Origin of the sequence: Pseudomonas putida, from assembly GCF_028682475.1 — a bacterium.
In the GTDB taxonomy this organism is placed as follows: domain Bacteria; phylum Pseudomonadota; class Gammaproteobacteria; order Pseudomonadales; family Pseudomonadaceae; genus Aquipseudomonas; species Aquipseudomonas putida_AG.
Window position 1 is genome coordinate 148881 of record NZ_JANHLE010000012.1, and the last position, 13991, is coordinate 162871.

General features: G+C 60.5%; 13 protein-coding genes. 7 read left to right on the top strand and 6 right to left on the bottom strand.

All coding sequences use genetic code 11. From position 1 onward, the window contains the following. Nucleotides 1-242: 242 nt before the first annotated feature. Nucleotides 243-2390 carry a methyl-accepting chemotaxis protein gene (locus NPS47_RS12760; protein ID WP_274295284.1) on the top strand — a complete coding sequence of 716 codons (2148 nt, stop codon included), beginning with the start codon at nt 243-245 and terminating at the stop codon, nt 2388-2390. 37 nt (nt 2391-2427) lie between these two features. On the opposite strand, the gene NPS47_RS12765 is transcribed toward NPS47_RS12760, so the two are convergent. Beyond that, nucleotides 2428-4371, bottom strand: coding sequence for a S8 family serine peptidase (locus NPS47_RS12765; RefSeq protein WP_274295285.1), 1944 nt, complete (start codon nt 4369-4371; stop codon nt 2428-2430). A gap of 185 nt (nt 4372-4556) precedes the next feature. Here NPS47_RS12765 and NPS47_RS12770 point away from each other — a divergent pair, with 185 nt between their 5' ends. The 4 genes from NPS47_RS12770 (at nt 4557) to NPS47_RS12785 (ending at nt 8370) form a co-directional block, all read left to right on the top strand. After that, entirely contained in the window at nt 4557-5564 is a 1008-nt protein-coding gene (locus tag NPS47_RS12770) for an ABC transporter substrate-binding protein (protein ID WP_274295286.1), read from the top strand. Further along, a complete protein-coding gene (locus tag NPS47_RS12775) occupies nt 5561-6427 on the top strand; it encodes an ABC transporter permease (RefSeq protein WP_274295287.1) in 867 nt (288 codons plus the stop codon). Before NPS47_RS12770 ends, NPS47_RS12775 begins: the two co-directional genes overlap by 4 nt. A gap of 48 nt (nt 6428-6475) precedes the next feature. Beyond that, complete coding sequence (locus NPS47_RS12780) at nt 6476-7342, top strand: LysR family transcriptional regulator (protein WP_274295288.1); 867 nt, start codon at nt 6476-6478, stop codon at nt 7340-7342. 110 nt (nt 7343-7452) lie between these two features. Beyond that, nucleotides 7453-8370, top strand: coding sequence for an AEC family transporter (locus NPS47_RS12785; RefSeq protein WP_274295289.1), 918 nt, complete (start codon nt 7453-7455; stop codon nt 8368-8370). A 53-nt stretch (nt 8371-8423) separates the two neighbouring features. On the opposite strand, the gene NPS47_RS12790 is transcribed toward NPS47_RS12785, so the two are convergent. From NPS47_RS12790 to NPS47_RS12810, 5 genes are all read right to left on the bottom strand, one after another. Then, nucleotides 8424-9524 (bottom strand): polyamine ABC transporter substrate-binding protein, encoded by a 1101-nt coding sequence (locus NPS47_RS12790; RefSeq protein WP_274295290.1) that lies wholly within the window; start codon nt 9522-9524, stop codon nt 8424-8426. A gap of 108 nt (nt 9525-9632) precedes the next feature. Beyond that, nucleotides 9633-10949 carry a sensor histidine kinase gene (locus NPS47_RS12795; protein ID WP_274295291.1) on the bottom strand — a complete coding sequence of 439 codons (1317 nt, stop codon included), beginning with the start codon at nt 10947-10949 and terminating at the stop codon, nt 9633-9635. Continuing rightward, nucleotides 10946-11614, bottom strand: coding sequence for a response regulator transcription factor (locus tag NPS47_RS12800; RefSeq protein ID WP_274295292.1), 669 nt, complete (start codon nt 11612-11614; stop codon nt 10946-10948). Before NPS47_RS12800 ends, NPS47_RS12795 begins: the two co-directional genes overlap by 4 nt. Beyond that, complete coding sequence (locus tag NPS47_RS12805) at nt 11614-11928, bottom strand: PepSY domain-containing protein (RefSeq protein WP_274295293.1); 315 nt, start codon at nt 11926-11928, stop codon at nt 11614-11616. The genes NPS47_RS12800 and NPS47_RS12805 overlap by 1 nt, the downstream gene beginning before the upstream one ends. After that, nucleotides 11928-12236 (bottom strand): PepSY domain-containing protein, encoded by a 309-nt coding sequence (locus tag NPS47_RS12810; RefSeq protein WP_274295294.1) that lies wholly within the window; start codon nt 12234-12236, stop codon nt 11928-11930. The genes NPS47_RS12805 and NPS47_RS12810 overlap by 1 nt, the downstream gene beginning before the upstream one ends. A gap of 159 nt (nt 12237-12395) precedes the next feature. On the opposite strand from NPS47_RS12810, the gene NPS47_RS12815 reads away from it, so the two are divergent. Then, entirely contained in the window at nt 12396-13475 is a 1080-nt protein-coding gene (locus NPS47_RS12815) for a patatin-like phospholipase family protein (protein WP_274295295.1), read from the top strand. Nucleotides 13476-13527: 52 nt separating this feature from the next. Continuing rightward, nucleotides 13528-13884: a 6-carboxytetrahydropterin synthase QueD gene (gene queD, locus NPS47_RS12820; RefSeq protein ID WP_010226613.1), complete on the top strand. Its 357-nt coding sequence runs from the start codon at nt 13528-13530 to the stop codon at nt 13882-13884. The last annotated feature ends 107 nt before the right edge of the window (nt 13885-13991 follow it).

Sequence of the window (13991 nt, forward strand, 5' to 3'; positions counted from 1 at the left end):
AACCAGACAAAAAGCGACCGATTCGGCGACAAACTGCCCCGGAGCAGTGGCCGAACGACGGTATTTTTATGGAGGGCGCACACTCTGAAGCAGGGCCTCGCGCTTGTCAAAGTTCACTGGCCGATTGGTGTCGTAGGAATGCACGAAAACGACGCATTTAAATTGATCGTTTGAATAAAGAACGCGGCGCAACCGCCGATAACGTCGGCAGCCTCAATCTTTTTGGATCAAAGGACTTCGCCATGTCGTTCAGACAACTTTCCATTCAGTGGAAAATCACCCTGCTCGCCGGTTTGTGCCTGGCCAGCATCGTTACCCTGCTGGTGGGCCTTTCGTTGTATCGCATGGGACATAGCTCGGAGCTGGTCAAGACCAGCAGCATGCAGATGCTCACCGAGTCAGCCCAGGGACGCATCGAATCCCAGGGCGAAGTCCAGGCCTTGAACATTCGTCGCCAGTTCATGGATGCCTATCAGTACGGTGCCGGTTTCGCCCGTCAGGTCCTGTTCCTGCGCGAACAGGCCGAAAAGCGCTTTCTCGATGCCTTCGACCTGCGCGAAGACCTGACCCGCCAGGTTCGCGCCGCCTTGCAGGCCAACCCCGACCTGCTCGGCCTGTCACTGGTATTCGAAGCCAATGCGCTGGACAACAAAGACGAACTGTTCGTCAACCAGGAGCAACTGGGCAGTAACGAAAAAGGCCGCTTTGCCCTGTACTGGTCGCAACCGACTCCAGGCCAACTGACCTCCATGGCCCTGCCGGAAAAAGACATGGCCGATACCAGCATCGGCCCCAGCGGCGAGCCGGCCAACACCTGGTCGGTGTGCCCACGCACCACCCGCAAGACCTGCGTGATCGAACCCTACTTCTATGAGATCAACGGCCAGCAGGTGCTGATGACAAGCATCGTGTTCCCGCTGATGGTCGCCGACAAGGTGGTTGCCACTTTGTCTATCGACATCAACCTCAACAGTCTGCAGGCCATGAGCCAGCAAGCCAGCCGCAACCTCTACCAGGGCCAGACCCAGGTCAGCATCCTCAGCCCCGTGGGCCTGTTGGCCGGCTACAGCCCGGATGCCGGCAAGCTGGCCCGGCGCTTTGACCAGGTCGATCCAGAGAAAGGCGCCGAAGTGATCCGCCTGCTGGCCGACAGCACGCCCATTCACAGCATCCATCACCAGCAGCGCCTGAAAGTGCTGGCCTCCTTTGCGCCGATCCCGGGCGGCAAATCCTGGGGCGTACTGCTCGACGTTCCGGAAAGCGCCCTGACCGGCCCGGCCGAGGCCCTCAAGCAGGAACTCGACCGCAGCAATACCAGCGGTACCCTGATCGAGCTGGGGTTGGGCGCACTGGCGGCCATCGTTGGCTTGCTGATGATCTGGCTGATGGCGCGCGGTGTGACCCGGCCGATCCTCGGTGTGGCGGCCATGCTCAAGGACATCGCCAGTGGCGAAGGCGACCTGACCCGCCGCCTGCAGTACGACAAGCGCGACGAACTGGGCGAACTGGCCGGCTGGTTCAACCGTTTCCTGGACAAGCTGCAGCCGACCATTGCCGAGGTCAAGCGCTCGGTGCAGGCAGCCCGCGACACCGCCGACCAGTCTTCGGCGATTGCCAGCCAGACCAGCGCCGGCATGGAGCAGCAGTACCGCCAGGTCGACCAGGTTGCCACTGCTTCGCATGAAATGAGCGCTACCGCCCAGGATGTTGCCCGCAGTGCCGCCCAGGCCGCCCAGGCAGCCCGTGACGCCGACCAGGCCACTCGCCAGGGCCTGTCGGTTATCGATCGCACCACCACCAGCATCGATACCCTGGCAGCCGACATGAGCGCCGCCATGGCTCAGGTCGAAGGCCTGGCCGAAAACAGCGAGAAGATCGGCTCGGTGCTGGAAGTCATCCGCTCTATCGCCGAACAGACCAACCTGCTGGCCCTCAATGCCGCCATCGAAGCGGCCCGTGCCGGTGAAGCGGGCCGCGGCTTCGCCGTGGTTGCCGATGAAGTGCGCAATCTCGCCCGACGCACTCAGGAGTCGGTGGAAGAAACCCGTCAGGTGATCGAAGAGCTGCAGGCCGGTACGCGCGAAGTGGTAGGTGCCATGGACAGCAGTCATCGCCAGGCACAAGGCAGCGTCGAGCAGGTCAGCCAGGCGGTCACCGCCTTGCAGCAGATTGGCGATGCGGTCACGGTAATCAGCGACATGAACCTGCAGATCGCCAGTGCCGCCGAAGAACAAAGCGCCGTAGCCGAGGAAATCAACAATAACGTCGCGACCATTCGCGACGTGACCGAATCGCTGTCCGGCCAGGCCAACGAATCGGCGCGGGTCAGCCAGTCGCTCAACAGCCTGGCCAACCAGCAGCAGGGATTGATGGATCAGTTCCGGGTCTGAGGCGTAACGTCCTGCGAGCGCCCCTCACGCTCGCGGGTCAGAGCTCATCCCTGGGCGAGTGGAACCTGCCACCGCCCAGGATCTGATCGAGCAGCACCAATGCACCGTGCACGTTCGGCCTTGCCCCCATCGGCAGTACCTCCGAGTGAGGTAACGTGGCATCACGATAGCCTGCCTGCATGACCAGCAAATGCATCTGGTCGGCATTCAAATAGAGGTGGTGCTGCTCCATGGCGTACGACTGGATCAGGCTCAGCGCCCCCGTGACCAGGGGAGTTGCGCTTGAAGTCCCACCGTAGGTGGCAGTGTAGTCCCTGTCGCTACCGGATTTGTCTTGCAGTCGATCACTGCCATAACCGAGGGTGGCTACGCTGTCCCCCGAGGCATTGAGCATCCGGTTGGGGTAGGAAAAGTTTGAGTACTGATGAGGTTTACCGTCCCACGACTGACAGGCACCCACCAGTATTGCATTGACGTCTCCATGATCATCAAAGTACCGCCACTGCGAGAGATTGACGCCATAACCCTTCGTGGTGTCCTTGCTTGCATCCGTCGCATGGCTGCCATTGGCAGCCGCGAAGAGCACCACGGCCCCCCGTTCGGTCAGCGCTTGGGTCATCTCCCACCACTCCCGTTCATGGATTGATGGCAAGAACGTCGCCAACACGTTGCCATTGGCCGACTGCCGGTTGATGGCAACGATGTCCCCGGGTTCGACATGGCGCAGAAGATCCTTCGGCGCCTGGGCACGGAAAGCCTGATTCCGAGCATGATTGTTGTAGAGGTACAATTCGCTTGCGTGGCACACGCCGGTCATGCCGATACCGTTGGGCGTAGCCAACAGGATCCCCACTGATTGGGTTCCATGGTTAGGATTACCATTGGGTTGTAGTGTGATGATCTTTAGATTGGGATTGCCTTGCAGGTCTTCATGGTTCGGGAACAGCCCACCATCTGAAAAGTGCACGCGAGCCCCTTTCCCGATCACCTGCTGCGCCCATGCCTTGCGGACATTCATGCCCTTGTATCGAGGGCCGGGTTCGTCCAAGTACGTTTGCAGCGGCTCGAAGTCAGGCGTTGGCTGTGCGTTGTCATAAGCCTTGTCGCCCGCCACCACTGCAGCACCCGTGATCAGCGTTGCCAGCACGGCCGCAGCACCAGCAATCAGAATGTTACCCTCCTCCCGGTCAGGCGGCACAAAGTGAAGGGATTCAAGGTATTCCAGCGCCGCCAGGGTCTTGATCAACGCTACATAGGTGTCATTGAGCATACTTGCGGGCTGTTCCAGGTAGCAGTAGTCCCTGAACGCTTCCAGTTTGTCCTCCTGGCGCTCCTGCGGGTCGAGCAAAGGCCGGGGATCGATTACCTGGTTCAGCTTGGGCCAAAGACGCACAAGGTCGGAACCTGAGTCCGGCTGGAGCTCGGAGAAAAATCGCTCAAGGCCCCCATCGCTGAACTTGAGCACCAAGGTCGGGTAGGACTTGCCAGGCTCCACGTCGGGGAGCGTCTCTAGCGATTCACGGTACGGGTCCACCACTCCACGCCTTTCACCCGCAGACGCATTAACGAACCGCCTGCGTCTGCTGAGCCCTGCCTCCAGCGGTACAGTGTCGAGAATGCTTCGGCTCAGCTCGCCTTCGTTGATGACGATAATCAATGGGTCCATCTGCAGCGAGCGAAAAGAGTCGACAGGCAGACCCGACACGTCATCCATTACCCTGATCCGAGTTCTGATCGTGTAAGTGCCGGTCGCCGGCTCGGCGCGCAGGGTGGCAGGACAGCCATGATCGACCAGGTCGCCACTGTGGGCCTGTGAATGCACGGACTTCGCATCGATCTGCACTGGGCCTTCAGGTCCGGCCTTCTCCAGCTCATAGCGGATGCTTTTGACTTTGCTCAGGTCGCTGCCGATACAGCGCACGTGGAATTTTCCATCGAAACGGAAATTGCGGTAGTAAACAAAGCTCACATCAAGATTCATAGGTTCAGCCTTCCGTGTTTTGCACCCGTGCCCTTCGTCGGGCCTGCCAATGCACATGCTCACACCCAGCCAGGTCACACGTGCAGCGTGAAGGCATTCCACAGCGCCTTGTGTACCCGGACAATGCACCTCAGCTCGTCGTCTACACTTGCCCGAACGCCTGGACCGCCAACGACGAGGCCCCTATGAAGAACATCCCGACGCTGCTGGCCGGCCTGGTGCTCGCTCTGGGCCTGGTCACCGCCGCGGCCAGCGAGCCGCGCAAGCCCATCCACTTTGGCGACATCACCTGGGAAAGCGGCAGCCTGACCACCGAGATCCTGCGACTGATCGTCGAGAAAGGTTACGGCTTCCCCACCGATACCCTCCCCGGCAGTACCGTCAGCATGGAAGTGGCCCTGGCGCGCAATGACATCCAGGTGATCGCTGAGGAATGGGCAGGTCGCAGCCCGGCCTGGGTCAAGGCCGAACAGGCCGGTCAGGTGTTCGCCATCGGCGACACGGTGAAGAACGCCGATGAAGGCTGGTATGTACCTGAATACGTGATCAAGGGGGATTCTGCCCGCGGCATCCAGGCCCTGGCCCCGCAACTGCACGCGGTGACCGATCTGAAACAGTACAAGGACGTCTTCAAGGACGCGGAAACACCTGACAAGGGCCGTTTCCTCAACAGCCCAAGTGGCTGGACCTCCGAGATCGTCAACAGCCAGAAGCTCAAGGCCTATGGCCTGGACAACGACTACGTGAACTTTCGCAGTGGCTCCGGCGCCGCCTTGGATGCCGAAATCACCTCGGCGATCCGCCGCGGCAAGCCGGTGCTGTTCTACTACTGGTCACCTACCCCTTTGATGGGCCGTTTCTCTCTGGTTCGGCTGGAAGAGCCGCCATTCAACGAAGCGGCCTGGAAGACCCTGACAGACGCCAACAACCCCAATCCACAAGGCTCACGATCACTGCCTGCGAAGTTGTCGATCGGCATCTCCGCACCTTTTCGCAACGAGTATCCGCAACTGGTCGAGTTCTTCGCCAAGGTCGACATCCCCATCGACACCTTGAACAAAGCCCTGGCGCAGATGAGCGAAAAACGCGAATCCCCCAAGGATGCCGCGCTGAATTTCATGCGTGATCATCCGGCCATCTGGAAAGCCTGGCTGCCCAGCGAAGTCGCCGAACGTGTCGGGGTCGGCTTGTGAGTGGAGGCTTTCCGGAAACCCTGCACGTCTCCTTCGCTGACAGCGTCAACCGTTTCGTCGACTGGCTGGTGTTGGCTTACGGCGATCAATTGCGCGGCGTCTCCGAAAGCCTGCTGCAATTGCTGGTCGCTCTGGAAAACCTGTTGCGTGCAACACCCTGGTGGTTATTACTGCTGGTCGTCGCACTGCTCACCTGGCATGCCAGTCGCAGCGTGATCCGGGCGCTGGTGCTGAGCGGCTTGCTGTTTTTGATCGGGGTGATCGGTCTGTGGGACAAGCTCCTGCAAACCTGTGCTTTAGTGCTGGTGAGTACCGGACTGTGCATTCTGATCGGTGTGCCTATCGGTGTATTGCTGGCCAGCCGGCCGCGGGCACGCCAATTGCTGTTGCCGGTACTCGATGTCATGCAGACCCTGCCCAGCTTCGTCTACCTGATTCCGGTGCTGATGCTGTTTGGTCTGGGCAAGGTCCCGGCGATTTTCGCCACCTTGATTTACGCGCTGCCGCCGCTGATCCGCCTGACCGAACTGGGCTTGTCACAGATCGATCCGTCCCTGACCCAGGCCGCCCAAGGGCTGGGCGCCGGACGCTGGCAACGGCTGCGCCGGGTTATGCTGCCACTGGCCATGCCGAGCATCATGGCCGGGCTCAACCAGTCGGTGATGATGGCCCTGTCGATGGTGGTGGTCGCCTCGATGATCGGCGCGCGAGGGCTGGGCGAGGATGTACTGGCGGGGATTCAGACGTTGAATGTCGGCAAGGGCATGGAAGCCGGACTGGCGATCGTCGCCCTGGCCATGGTGATCGACCGGATTACCCAGGCCTATGGCCAGACCAAGTCTGGTGCTTTCAATCAACGCTGATCGACGCCATGATGAGCCCCCATCCTCCTGCACAATCGGAGCCCGCGTTTGTCGCTCAAAGCCCTGCGCACCCTGGTTACCATCGCTCGCCACGGCACATTTGCCCGTGCTGCCGATGTCCTGAGCCTGACCCCCTCGGCGGTCAGCCTGCATATCCGCAGCCTGGAGGAGGAACTGCAGGTCAGCCTGTTCGACCGTAGCCGGCGTCAGGTCAGCCTGACCGAAGCCGGACATCTGGCGGTCGAGCGCGCCGAGGGTATCCTTGCCGCCTATGATGAGATGGCTGACGCGCTGGTCAGCGGCCCGGGGTTGCGTGGGCGGCTGAAGATCGGCGCCATCCACACTGCTCTGGCCGGGCGCCTGCCCGCAGCGCTGGTGCGGATCAAGGCCGAGCATCCGCATCTGCATATCAGCGTGCTCTCGGGCATGTCCGCCGAGCTTGCCCGGCGCGTCGAAGACGGTGAACTGGATGCCGCTATCACCACTGAACCCGTACCGCCCTTCCCGCCCAATCTGGACTTCACCCCGCTTTACCAGAACCGTTTCTGGGCCGTCGCCGGTCCGGGCTTTGCCGGTGCGAACCTGAGGGATTTACTCGCCAGCCAGCCATTTCTGCGTTTTGATAAACGCGCCTGGGCCGGGCGTATCATCGAACAGGAACTGCGCAAGCAGCAGTTGCCGGTCAGTGAGCAGATGGAGCTGGACAGCCAGCAAGCCCTGACGCACATGGCCTCGATGGGCCTGGGCGTGGCCATCGTGCCCCTGGCTGACGAAGACTTGCAGCACCTGCCCGCCGTGACATTGCTGCCCTTTGGCGAACCGCAGCGCGTGCGCCATGTCGGCTTGCTCGAACATGCCAGCAGCCGTCGGCGCCACCTGACCGCCGTGCTTAAAGCTACCTTGGGTCAACCGTAAAGTTTTCCTCATTGGTCGATTGAGAATTCAGCGTTTTTTTCTTTCAATGCCGCAGGCTAGCCTGATATCGACTTCCACCAGGAAGACCGGACTGACAGAGAAATCGCCTGATGCTGAACTTGATCCTTGCCACCATTGTTCCCATCGCCCTGCTGATTGCACTGGGCCGCTGGCTGCGATTCCAGGGGTTGCTGGGTGAGGGTTTCTGGCCAGCAGCAGAGCGCCTGAGCTACTTCGTGTTACTTCCTTCGCTGTTCACCCATAGCCTGGCGACAGCTGACCTTGCCGGTCTGCCGGTGTTCGACATGGTTGCTGTATTGTTGCTCTCGACGCTTGCTGGCGCCACCTTGCTGGTGCTGTGCAGGGGCGCTGTCGCCAGCGATGGCGCCAGTTTCACTTCGGTGTTCCAGGGCGGCGTACGCTTCAACAACTACATTGGTGCGACGCTTGCCGCGGGGATTTATGGCACGGGCGGGATCGCCCTGGCTGCCGTGGCCAATGCCGCCATCGTCCCCACGGTGAATGTGCTGTGCGTCATGGTCTTTGCCCGCTACAGCGGTACGCGCAGTTCGGCCGCCGTTGTCATCAAGGCAATTTGCCGCAATCCACTGATCGTTGGCTGCGCCATCGGTATTGCCCTGCGCGTCACCGGGATAGGGCTGCCAGCGGGTATCGAGCCGACCGTGAAAGCCCTCGGTCAGGCCGCTTTGCCGTTGGGTCTGCTGTGCGTCGGTGCCGCGCTGGGTAGCAGCGCACAGGGCCTCGGCCCACGGCCACTGCTGGCGGCGTCGCTGTTCAAGTTCGTGGTACTGCCACTGACGACCTATGGGGTCTGTCGAATACTCGGACTCAGCGGCCAGGCAGCAGTCGTGGCCATTCTGTTCCAGGCCCTGCCGACCGCTTCGTCGTCTTATGTGATGGCACGGCAAATGGGCGGCAATGCACCGCTGATGGCCAACATCATTGCCTTGCAGACCTTGCTCGCGGCGCTGACGCTACCGGTGATGCTGAGCCTGACGCTGGCTTGAGTCTGCCTGCGGGAACGGCGGCGCAGCCCCGGTGCGCCGCCACCGCATAACGCTTACTTATCCGACTTGATGCTGGTCCAGACCCGGGTCCGCACACGTTCAAGCTTCTGTGGCAACGGTTGCACCACGTAAAGCTTGGCCAGGGCTTCCTGCGTCGGGGTCAGGTTCGGGTTAGCGGTAATTTCCGGATTGATCAGCGCCAACGAATCTTTGTTGGCGTTTGGGTAGCCGAGAAAGTCACTGATCGGGGCGATGACTTTCGGCTCCATCAGGTTGTTGAGAAACGCGTGGGCTTCAGCAACATTCTTTGCGCTTTTCGGAATCGCAAAGGTGTCGAACCAGATCGGCGCCCCTTCTTTAGGCAGACGCCAGTCAACCACTACACCATTGCCCGCCTCCTTGGCGCGGTTGCCGAACTGGTAAAAGCTGCCGGAATAGCCAATGGCGACACAGATGTCACCGTTGGCGATGTCGGTCATGTATTTGGCGGAGTTGAAGTAGGTGACGTAGGGACGAACCTTCAACATCAAGGCCTTGGCTTTTTCATAGTCCTCAGGGTTCTGGCTGTTGGGGTCCAGGCCCAAGTAGTGCAAGGCCAGCGGCAGGATTTCCGAAGGTGAGTCGAGCATGGCCACGCCGCAGGATTTGAGCTTCTCCATGTTCTCGGGCTTGAACACCAGGTCCCAGCTGTCCACCGGCGCCTGCTCACCCAGCGCTGCCTTGACCTTGGCCGGGTTGAAGCCGATCAACACCGTGCCGTACATATAGGGCACACCGTACTGGTTGCCCGGGTCGTTGCTGTCGAGCAACTTGAGCAATACCGGGTCCTGATGGCGCCAGTTGGGCAACTTGCTCTTGTCCAGTTTCTGAAAGACACCGGCTTTGATCTGGGTATCGAGGAACTGGTTCGACGGCACCACCAGGTCATACCCCGAGTTGCCGGTGAGCAACTTGGCTTCCAGGGATTCGTTGGTGTCGAAGGTGTCCCAGGTGACTTTGATGCCGGACTGCGCGGCAAAATCCTTGGGCACCGATGGCAAGATGTAATCCGCCCAGTTGTACACCCTCAACTCTCGTACTTCAGCATGCACGGCGCCGGCCAACAGCGTCAGTGCCCCAACGCCGACCGCAAGCATACGTTTCAGTGTGGCCATGGATTATTCCCCCGAGTTTGGCCTTCTGATTCTTGCTGAGGGTTTTCGCGGATCACAGTGTGTGGTTGGCCAAAAAGAGATCGTAATGGCCAATTTTCGTGGACAGCGTTAACCCCTGCGCGGCAACGCGATACTGACCCGCAATCCGCCAAGAGGGCTGTCCTGCAAGGTCATCTGCCCACCCCATACCTCGACGATATCCCGCACGATACCCAGGCCCAGGCCATGCCCATCGACCTGTTCATCCAACCGGGTACCGCGCTCTAGCACTTGCTGGCGATCAGCTTCGGGAATACCTGGGCCATCGTCGTCGATCACCAGCAGATAGCGCTCGGGCTGCTCTTCGATCGTCAACCGCACTTCGCTGTCAGCCCATTTGCAGGCGTTATCCAGCAGGTTGCCGAGCAGTTCGAGCAGGTCCTCTCGGTCCCAGGGCAACAACAAGTCGGGCGGCACACACTGGCTGAGTTCCAGGCCTTCGCCATGGATCATGCTCAAGGTCGAAAGCAGCCCGGGCAGCTCGGCATCGCAGTCGAATTGCGCACCGGGCAAGGCATCACCCGCCAGCCGGGCGCGATTGAGCTCACGACTCAGACGCTGCTGGATCTGTTGCAGTTGCTCGCGCAATTGTACGCGGACCTGCGGTGCGTCCTTCAATTGTTCGCTGGACGCCAGGCTCAGCAGCACTGCCAACGGCGTCTTCAGCGCGTGCCCGAGATTACCCAGGGCGTTGCGCGAACGGCGCAGGCTGTCTTCGGTGTGAGCCAACAGGTGGTTGATCTGTGCGACCAGGGGCTCGAGCTCGCTCGGCACCTGGGTGTCAAGCTGCGAGCGCTTGCCTTGTTGCAGCTGCGCGATCTGTCCGCGCACCCGCTCGAGCGGGCGCAATGAGCGGGTGACGGTGATGCGTTGCAGCACCAGTACCAGTATCAGGGCGACCAGGCCCAGGCCCAGCCCGATTTGCTGCATGCGCCGAAACTGATCGCGCACCGGGGTGTAGTCCTGGGCGACACTGATCGAAATAGACTGGCCAAAGCGCCGGTAATCACTGCGCAACACCAGCAATTGCTGGTTCTCCGGGCCGAGTTGCAGATCGGTATGCAGGCCGCTACTGGCCGGTGCAGGCATGTCCAGGTCCCATAGCGATCGAGAACGCCAGCTGCCACCTTCAAAATCGATGCGGAAGTAATAGCCGGAGAACGGCCGCTGGTAGGCCGAGGAAAGCCGCCGCTCATCCAGCTCAAGCCCCGACTGCCCGCGCACCAGCGCAATCAGCAGGTTTTCGCTTTCCTTGCGCAAACCTGTCTCCAGATAGCGCTGCAAACCCACTTCGAACAACCACAGGCTCAGCTGCGCCAGGGCCAGACCTACCAGCACCAGCACCGCAACCAAGCCAAGACTCAAACGCGCCTGGATCGACTTCACTCGGCGCTCCCGGCATAACGGTAACCCTGGCCGCGGCGCGTCTCGATGACGCTGCGGCCAAGCTTGCGGCGCAGGTGATTGACGTGAACTTCCAGCACATTGGAGTCACGCTCGGTTTCACCGTCATAGAGGTGTTCAGCCAAGTGACTCTTGGACAGGATCTGTTGCGGGTGCAGCATGAAGTAGCGCAACAGGCGAAACTCTGCAGCGGTGAGCTGGATATCGACGCCATCGCGGGTCACGCACTGGCGTCCTTCATCCAGCTGCAGGCCTGCGGCCTCAAGGGTTGGCTGATTGGCCAGGCCACGGGCGCGACGCAGCAACGACTGCACCCGCAACATCAGCTCTTCCGGGTGAAAGGGCTTGCTCAGGTAGTCATCGGCACCGGCCTTCAGTCCCTCGATGCGCTCCGCCCAGGAGCTACGCGCGGTCAGAATCAGCACAGGCGTGGCCAAGCCACTGGCGCGCCACTGGGCCAGTACTTCAAGCCCGGACAGTCCGGGCAAGCCGAGGTCGAGAATGATCAGGTCATAGGGTTCGCTGCTGCCCTGATAGACCGCGTCACGGCCATCGGCCAGCCAGTCGACCGCGTAGCCCTGGCGCTGCAGGCCCTGGGTCAGTTCATCTGCCAGCGGCACGTTGTCTTCGACCAGTAACAGGCGCATCAGTCATCTTCCTCGTCTTTGAGCAACGCTCCATTGGATGCATTGAGTTTGATCTCGCGCACTACGCCTTCGGGGGTCAGCAACTCGACTTCGTACTCGTAGCGGCCGTGCTTGTGCTCCAGCTCCGCCTCCAGCAACTTCGCCCCGGGATAGCGTCCCAGGGCATCATTGAGTAACTGCTCCAGCGGCAGGATGACGCCCTGCTGTCGTAACTGCAGGGCTTCGTCCTGATCAAGGTCACGGGCCGATGCCAGCGAACAAAGTGCCAACAGCGCAACGAGAACGGTCTGTGCTGTTCGCGTGCAAACGCTCATTATTTGTCCTGGACATCCTTGAGGATTTCACCGGTCTTGGCGTCCAGATCCACATCCCATTCGACGTTCTGGGCATCGCGCAAGTCGATCTTGTAGACCAGACGGCCGTAGACATCTTCAAGCTCGGACTCTTTGATCGTGGCACCTGGATGCTTGGCCAGCGCTTTGGCATTCAAGTCATCCAGGGACAGGATGGTTTTGTCCTGAACCAGCTTGGTGACTTCATGCATCGGGATATCTTTGGCCAGTGCAACATTGGCACCCATGGCAAGTGCAGCGGTCACGAACAGGGCAGTCAAAGTTTTCATGGTGTCTCTCCGTTGAGATCAATAATGTTTCTACGGGGCCTAGATTAACCAACCGAACTTAATTGAAGCTGAAAACAACTGGCGACATGATAGCGCACCCCTGCCCCACAACTGGACCGCCGTTCTTTATAATTGCCGGCTCCAGACAGTGAGGCCCGTATGAGTGCAATCCATATCAAGTACCCGGCCCTGACGCTCAAGGCCGGCAGTCGCGCCTTGCAGCGCATCCGCGAGCGTGGATTACAGGCTGCCGATGTGGGTGTGCTACCGGGCGCTGCGGGCGGCCCCAAGGCTCTCGGCATACAAGGCCTGGACTTGGCGTTGTTTGGCCACTGGTTGCCCAGTGCACCCCGTGAACGGGCGTTGATCGGCGCATCCATTGGCTCCTGGCGCTTTGCCAGTGCCTGCCTGCCCAATCCGGCCCAAGCTCTACAACGCCTCGGACAACTTTATACCGAGCAGGACTTCGCCAAAGGCGTCACCCAGGCCGAGGTCAGCCGTAGCTGCCAGCGCATGCTCGACGAGCTGCTGCAAGGACGCGATGCGCAGATCCTCGAGAGCCCCGATTACCGCCTGAATATCATGGTGGTCAAAAGCCATGGACTGCTGGCGCATGATCATCCCGCACGCTTGGGTATGGGGCTGTCTTCGGTAATCGCCGACAACCTGATCGGCCGTCCCCGACTGGCCCGGCACTTCGAACGGATCATCCTGCACGATGCTCGCAGCAACCCGCCGCTGCAGCCCCTGACCGACTTTCCATCTCGTTGCCTGCCGCTGAATGTGGCCAACCTGCGCCATGCCCTGCTGGCTTCTGGGTCGATTCCGATGGTAATGGAGGGTGTACGCGATATTCCTGGCGTTGGTCATGGCACTTACCGCGATGGTGGCCTGCTCGACTACCATCTGGACCTGCCTTACCAAGGCGACGACATCGTGCTCTATCCGCACTTTACCGATAAGGTGATCCCAGGCTGGTTCGATAAAGCTCTGCCCTGGCGGCGTGGCGATGCTCAACGGTTGCGCAATGTCCTGCTGCTGGCGCCTTCCGCTCAGTACCTGGCCAGCCTGCCTTACGGCAAGTTGCCAGACCGCAGCGACTTCAAGCGTTTCATGGGCGATGCGGGCAGCCGCCAGCGCTACTGGCACAAGGCAATGTCCGAAAGCCAGCGTCTGGGCGACGAGCTGCTTGAACTGATAGAAACCGGCAGGCTGCACGCGCAACTGCAACCGCTGTAACGGTCATGCTGGTAAACTGCTTACCAGCATTGGCTTTCAGAGTTGAGACATCGTGGAAATTTTCAAAGAGTTCACCTTCGAGTCGGCACACCGTCTGCCGCACGTTCCTGAAGGGCACAAGTGCGGTCGCCTGCACGGCCACTCGTTCAAGGTTGCCCTGCACCTGACCGGCCCACTGGACCCGCATACTGGCTGGATTCGCGACTTTTCCGAGATCAAGGCGATCTTCAAGCCGCTGTATGAACAGCTGGACCACAACTACCTGAACGACATTCCTGGCCTGGAAAACCCTACCAGCGAAGTGATCGCCAAATGGATCTGGGACCAGGTCAAGCCGTTGCTGCCGGAACTGTCCAAGGTGCGCATTCATGAGACCTGCACCAGTGGTTGCGAGTACTACGGCGACTGACGTGGCATTCGATGCAATAAGACCACCCTACGGGGTGGTTTTTTTTGGCTTGGCATTCTCAGTGGGAGCGGGCTTGCCCCGCGATCGCATTCCTACCGTCACAGCGC

Coding starts and splice junctions, on each gene's coding strand:
- NPS47_RS12765 (WP_274295285.1), bottom strand. CDS start 4,371: ATGAATCTTGATGTGAGCTTTGTTTACTACCGCAATTTCCGTTTCGAT.
- NPS47_RS12815 (WP_274295295.1), top strand. CDS start 12,396: ATGAGTGCAATCCATATCAAGTACCCGGCCCTGACGCTCAAGGCCGGC.
- NPS47_RS12805 (WP_274295293.1), bottom strand. CDS start 11,928: ATGAGCGTTTGCACGCGAACAGCACAGACCGTTCTCGTTGCGCTGTTG.
- NPS47_RS12760 (WP_274295284.1), top strand. CDS start 243: ATGTCGTTCAGACAACTTTCCATTCAGTGGAAAATCACCCTGCTCGCC.
- NPS47_RS12810 (WP_274295294.1), bottom strand. CDS start 12,236: ATGAAAACTTTGACTGCCCTGTTCGTGACCGCTGCACTTGCCATGGGT.
- NPS47_RS12785 (WP_274295289.1), top strand. CDS start 7,453: ATGCTGAACTTGATCCTTGCCACCATTGTTCCCATCGCCCTGCTGATT.
- NPS47_RS12770 (WP_274295286.1), top strand. CDS start 4,557: ATGAAGAACATCCCGACGCTGCTGGCCGGCCTGGTGCTCGCTCTGGGC.
- NPS47_RS12800 (WP_274295292.1), bottom strand. CDS start 11,614: ATGCGCCTGTTACTGGTCGAAGACAACGTGCCGCTGGCAGATGAACTG.
- NPS47_RS12790 (WP_274295290.1), bottom strand. CDS start 9,524: ATGGCCACACTGAAACGTATGCTTGCGGTCGGCGTTGGGGCACTGACG.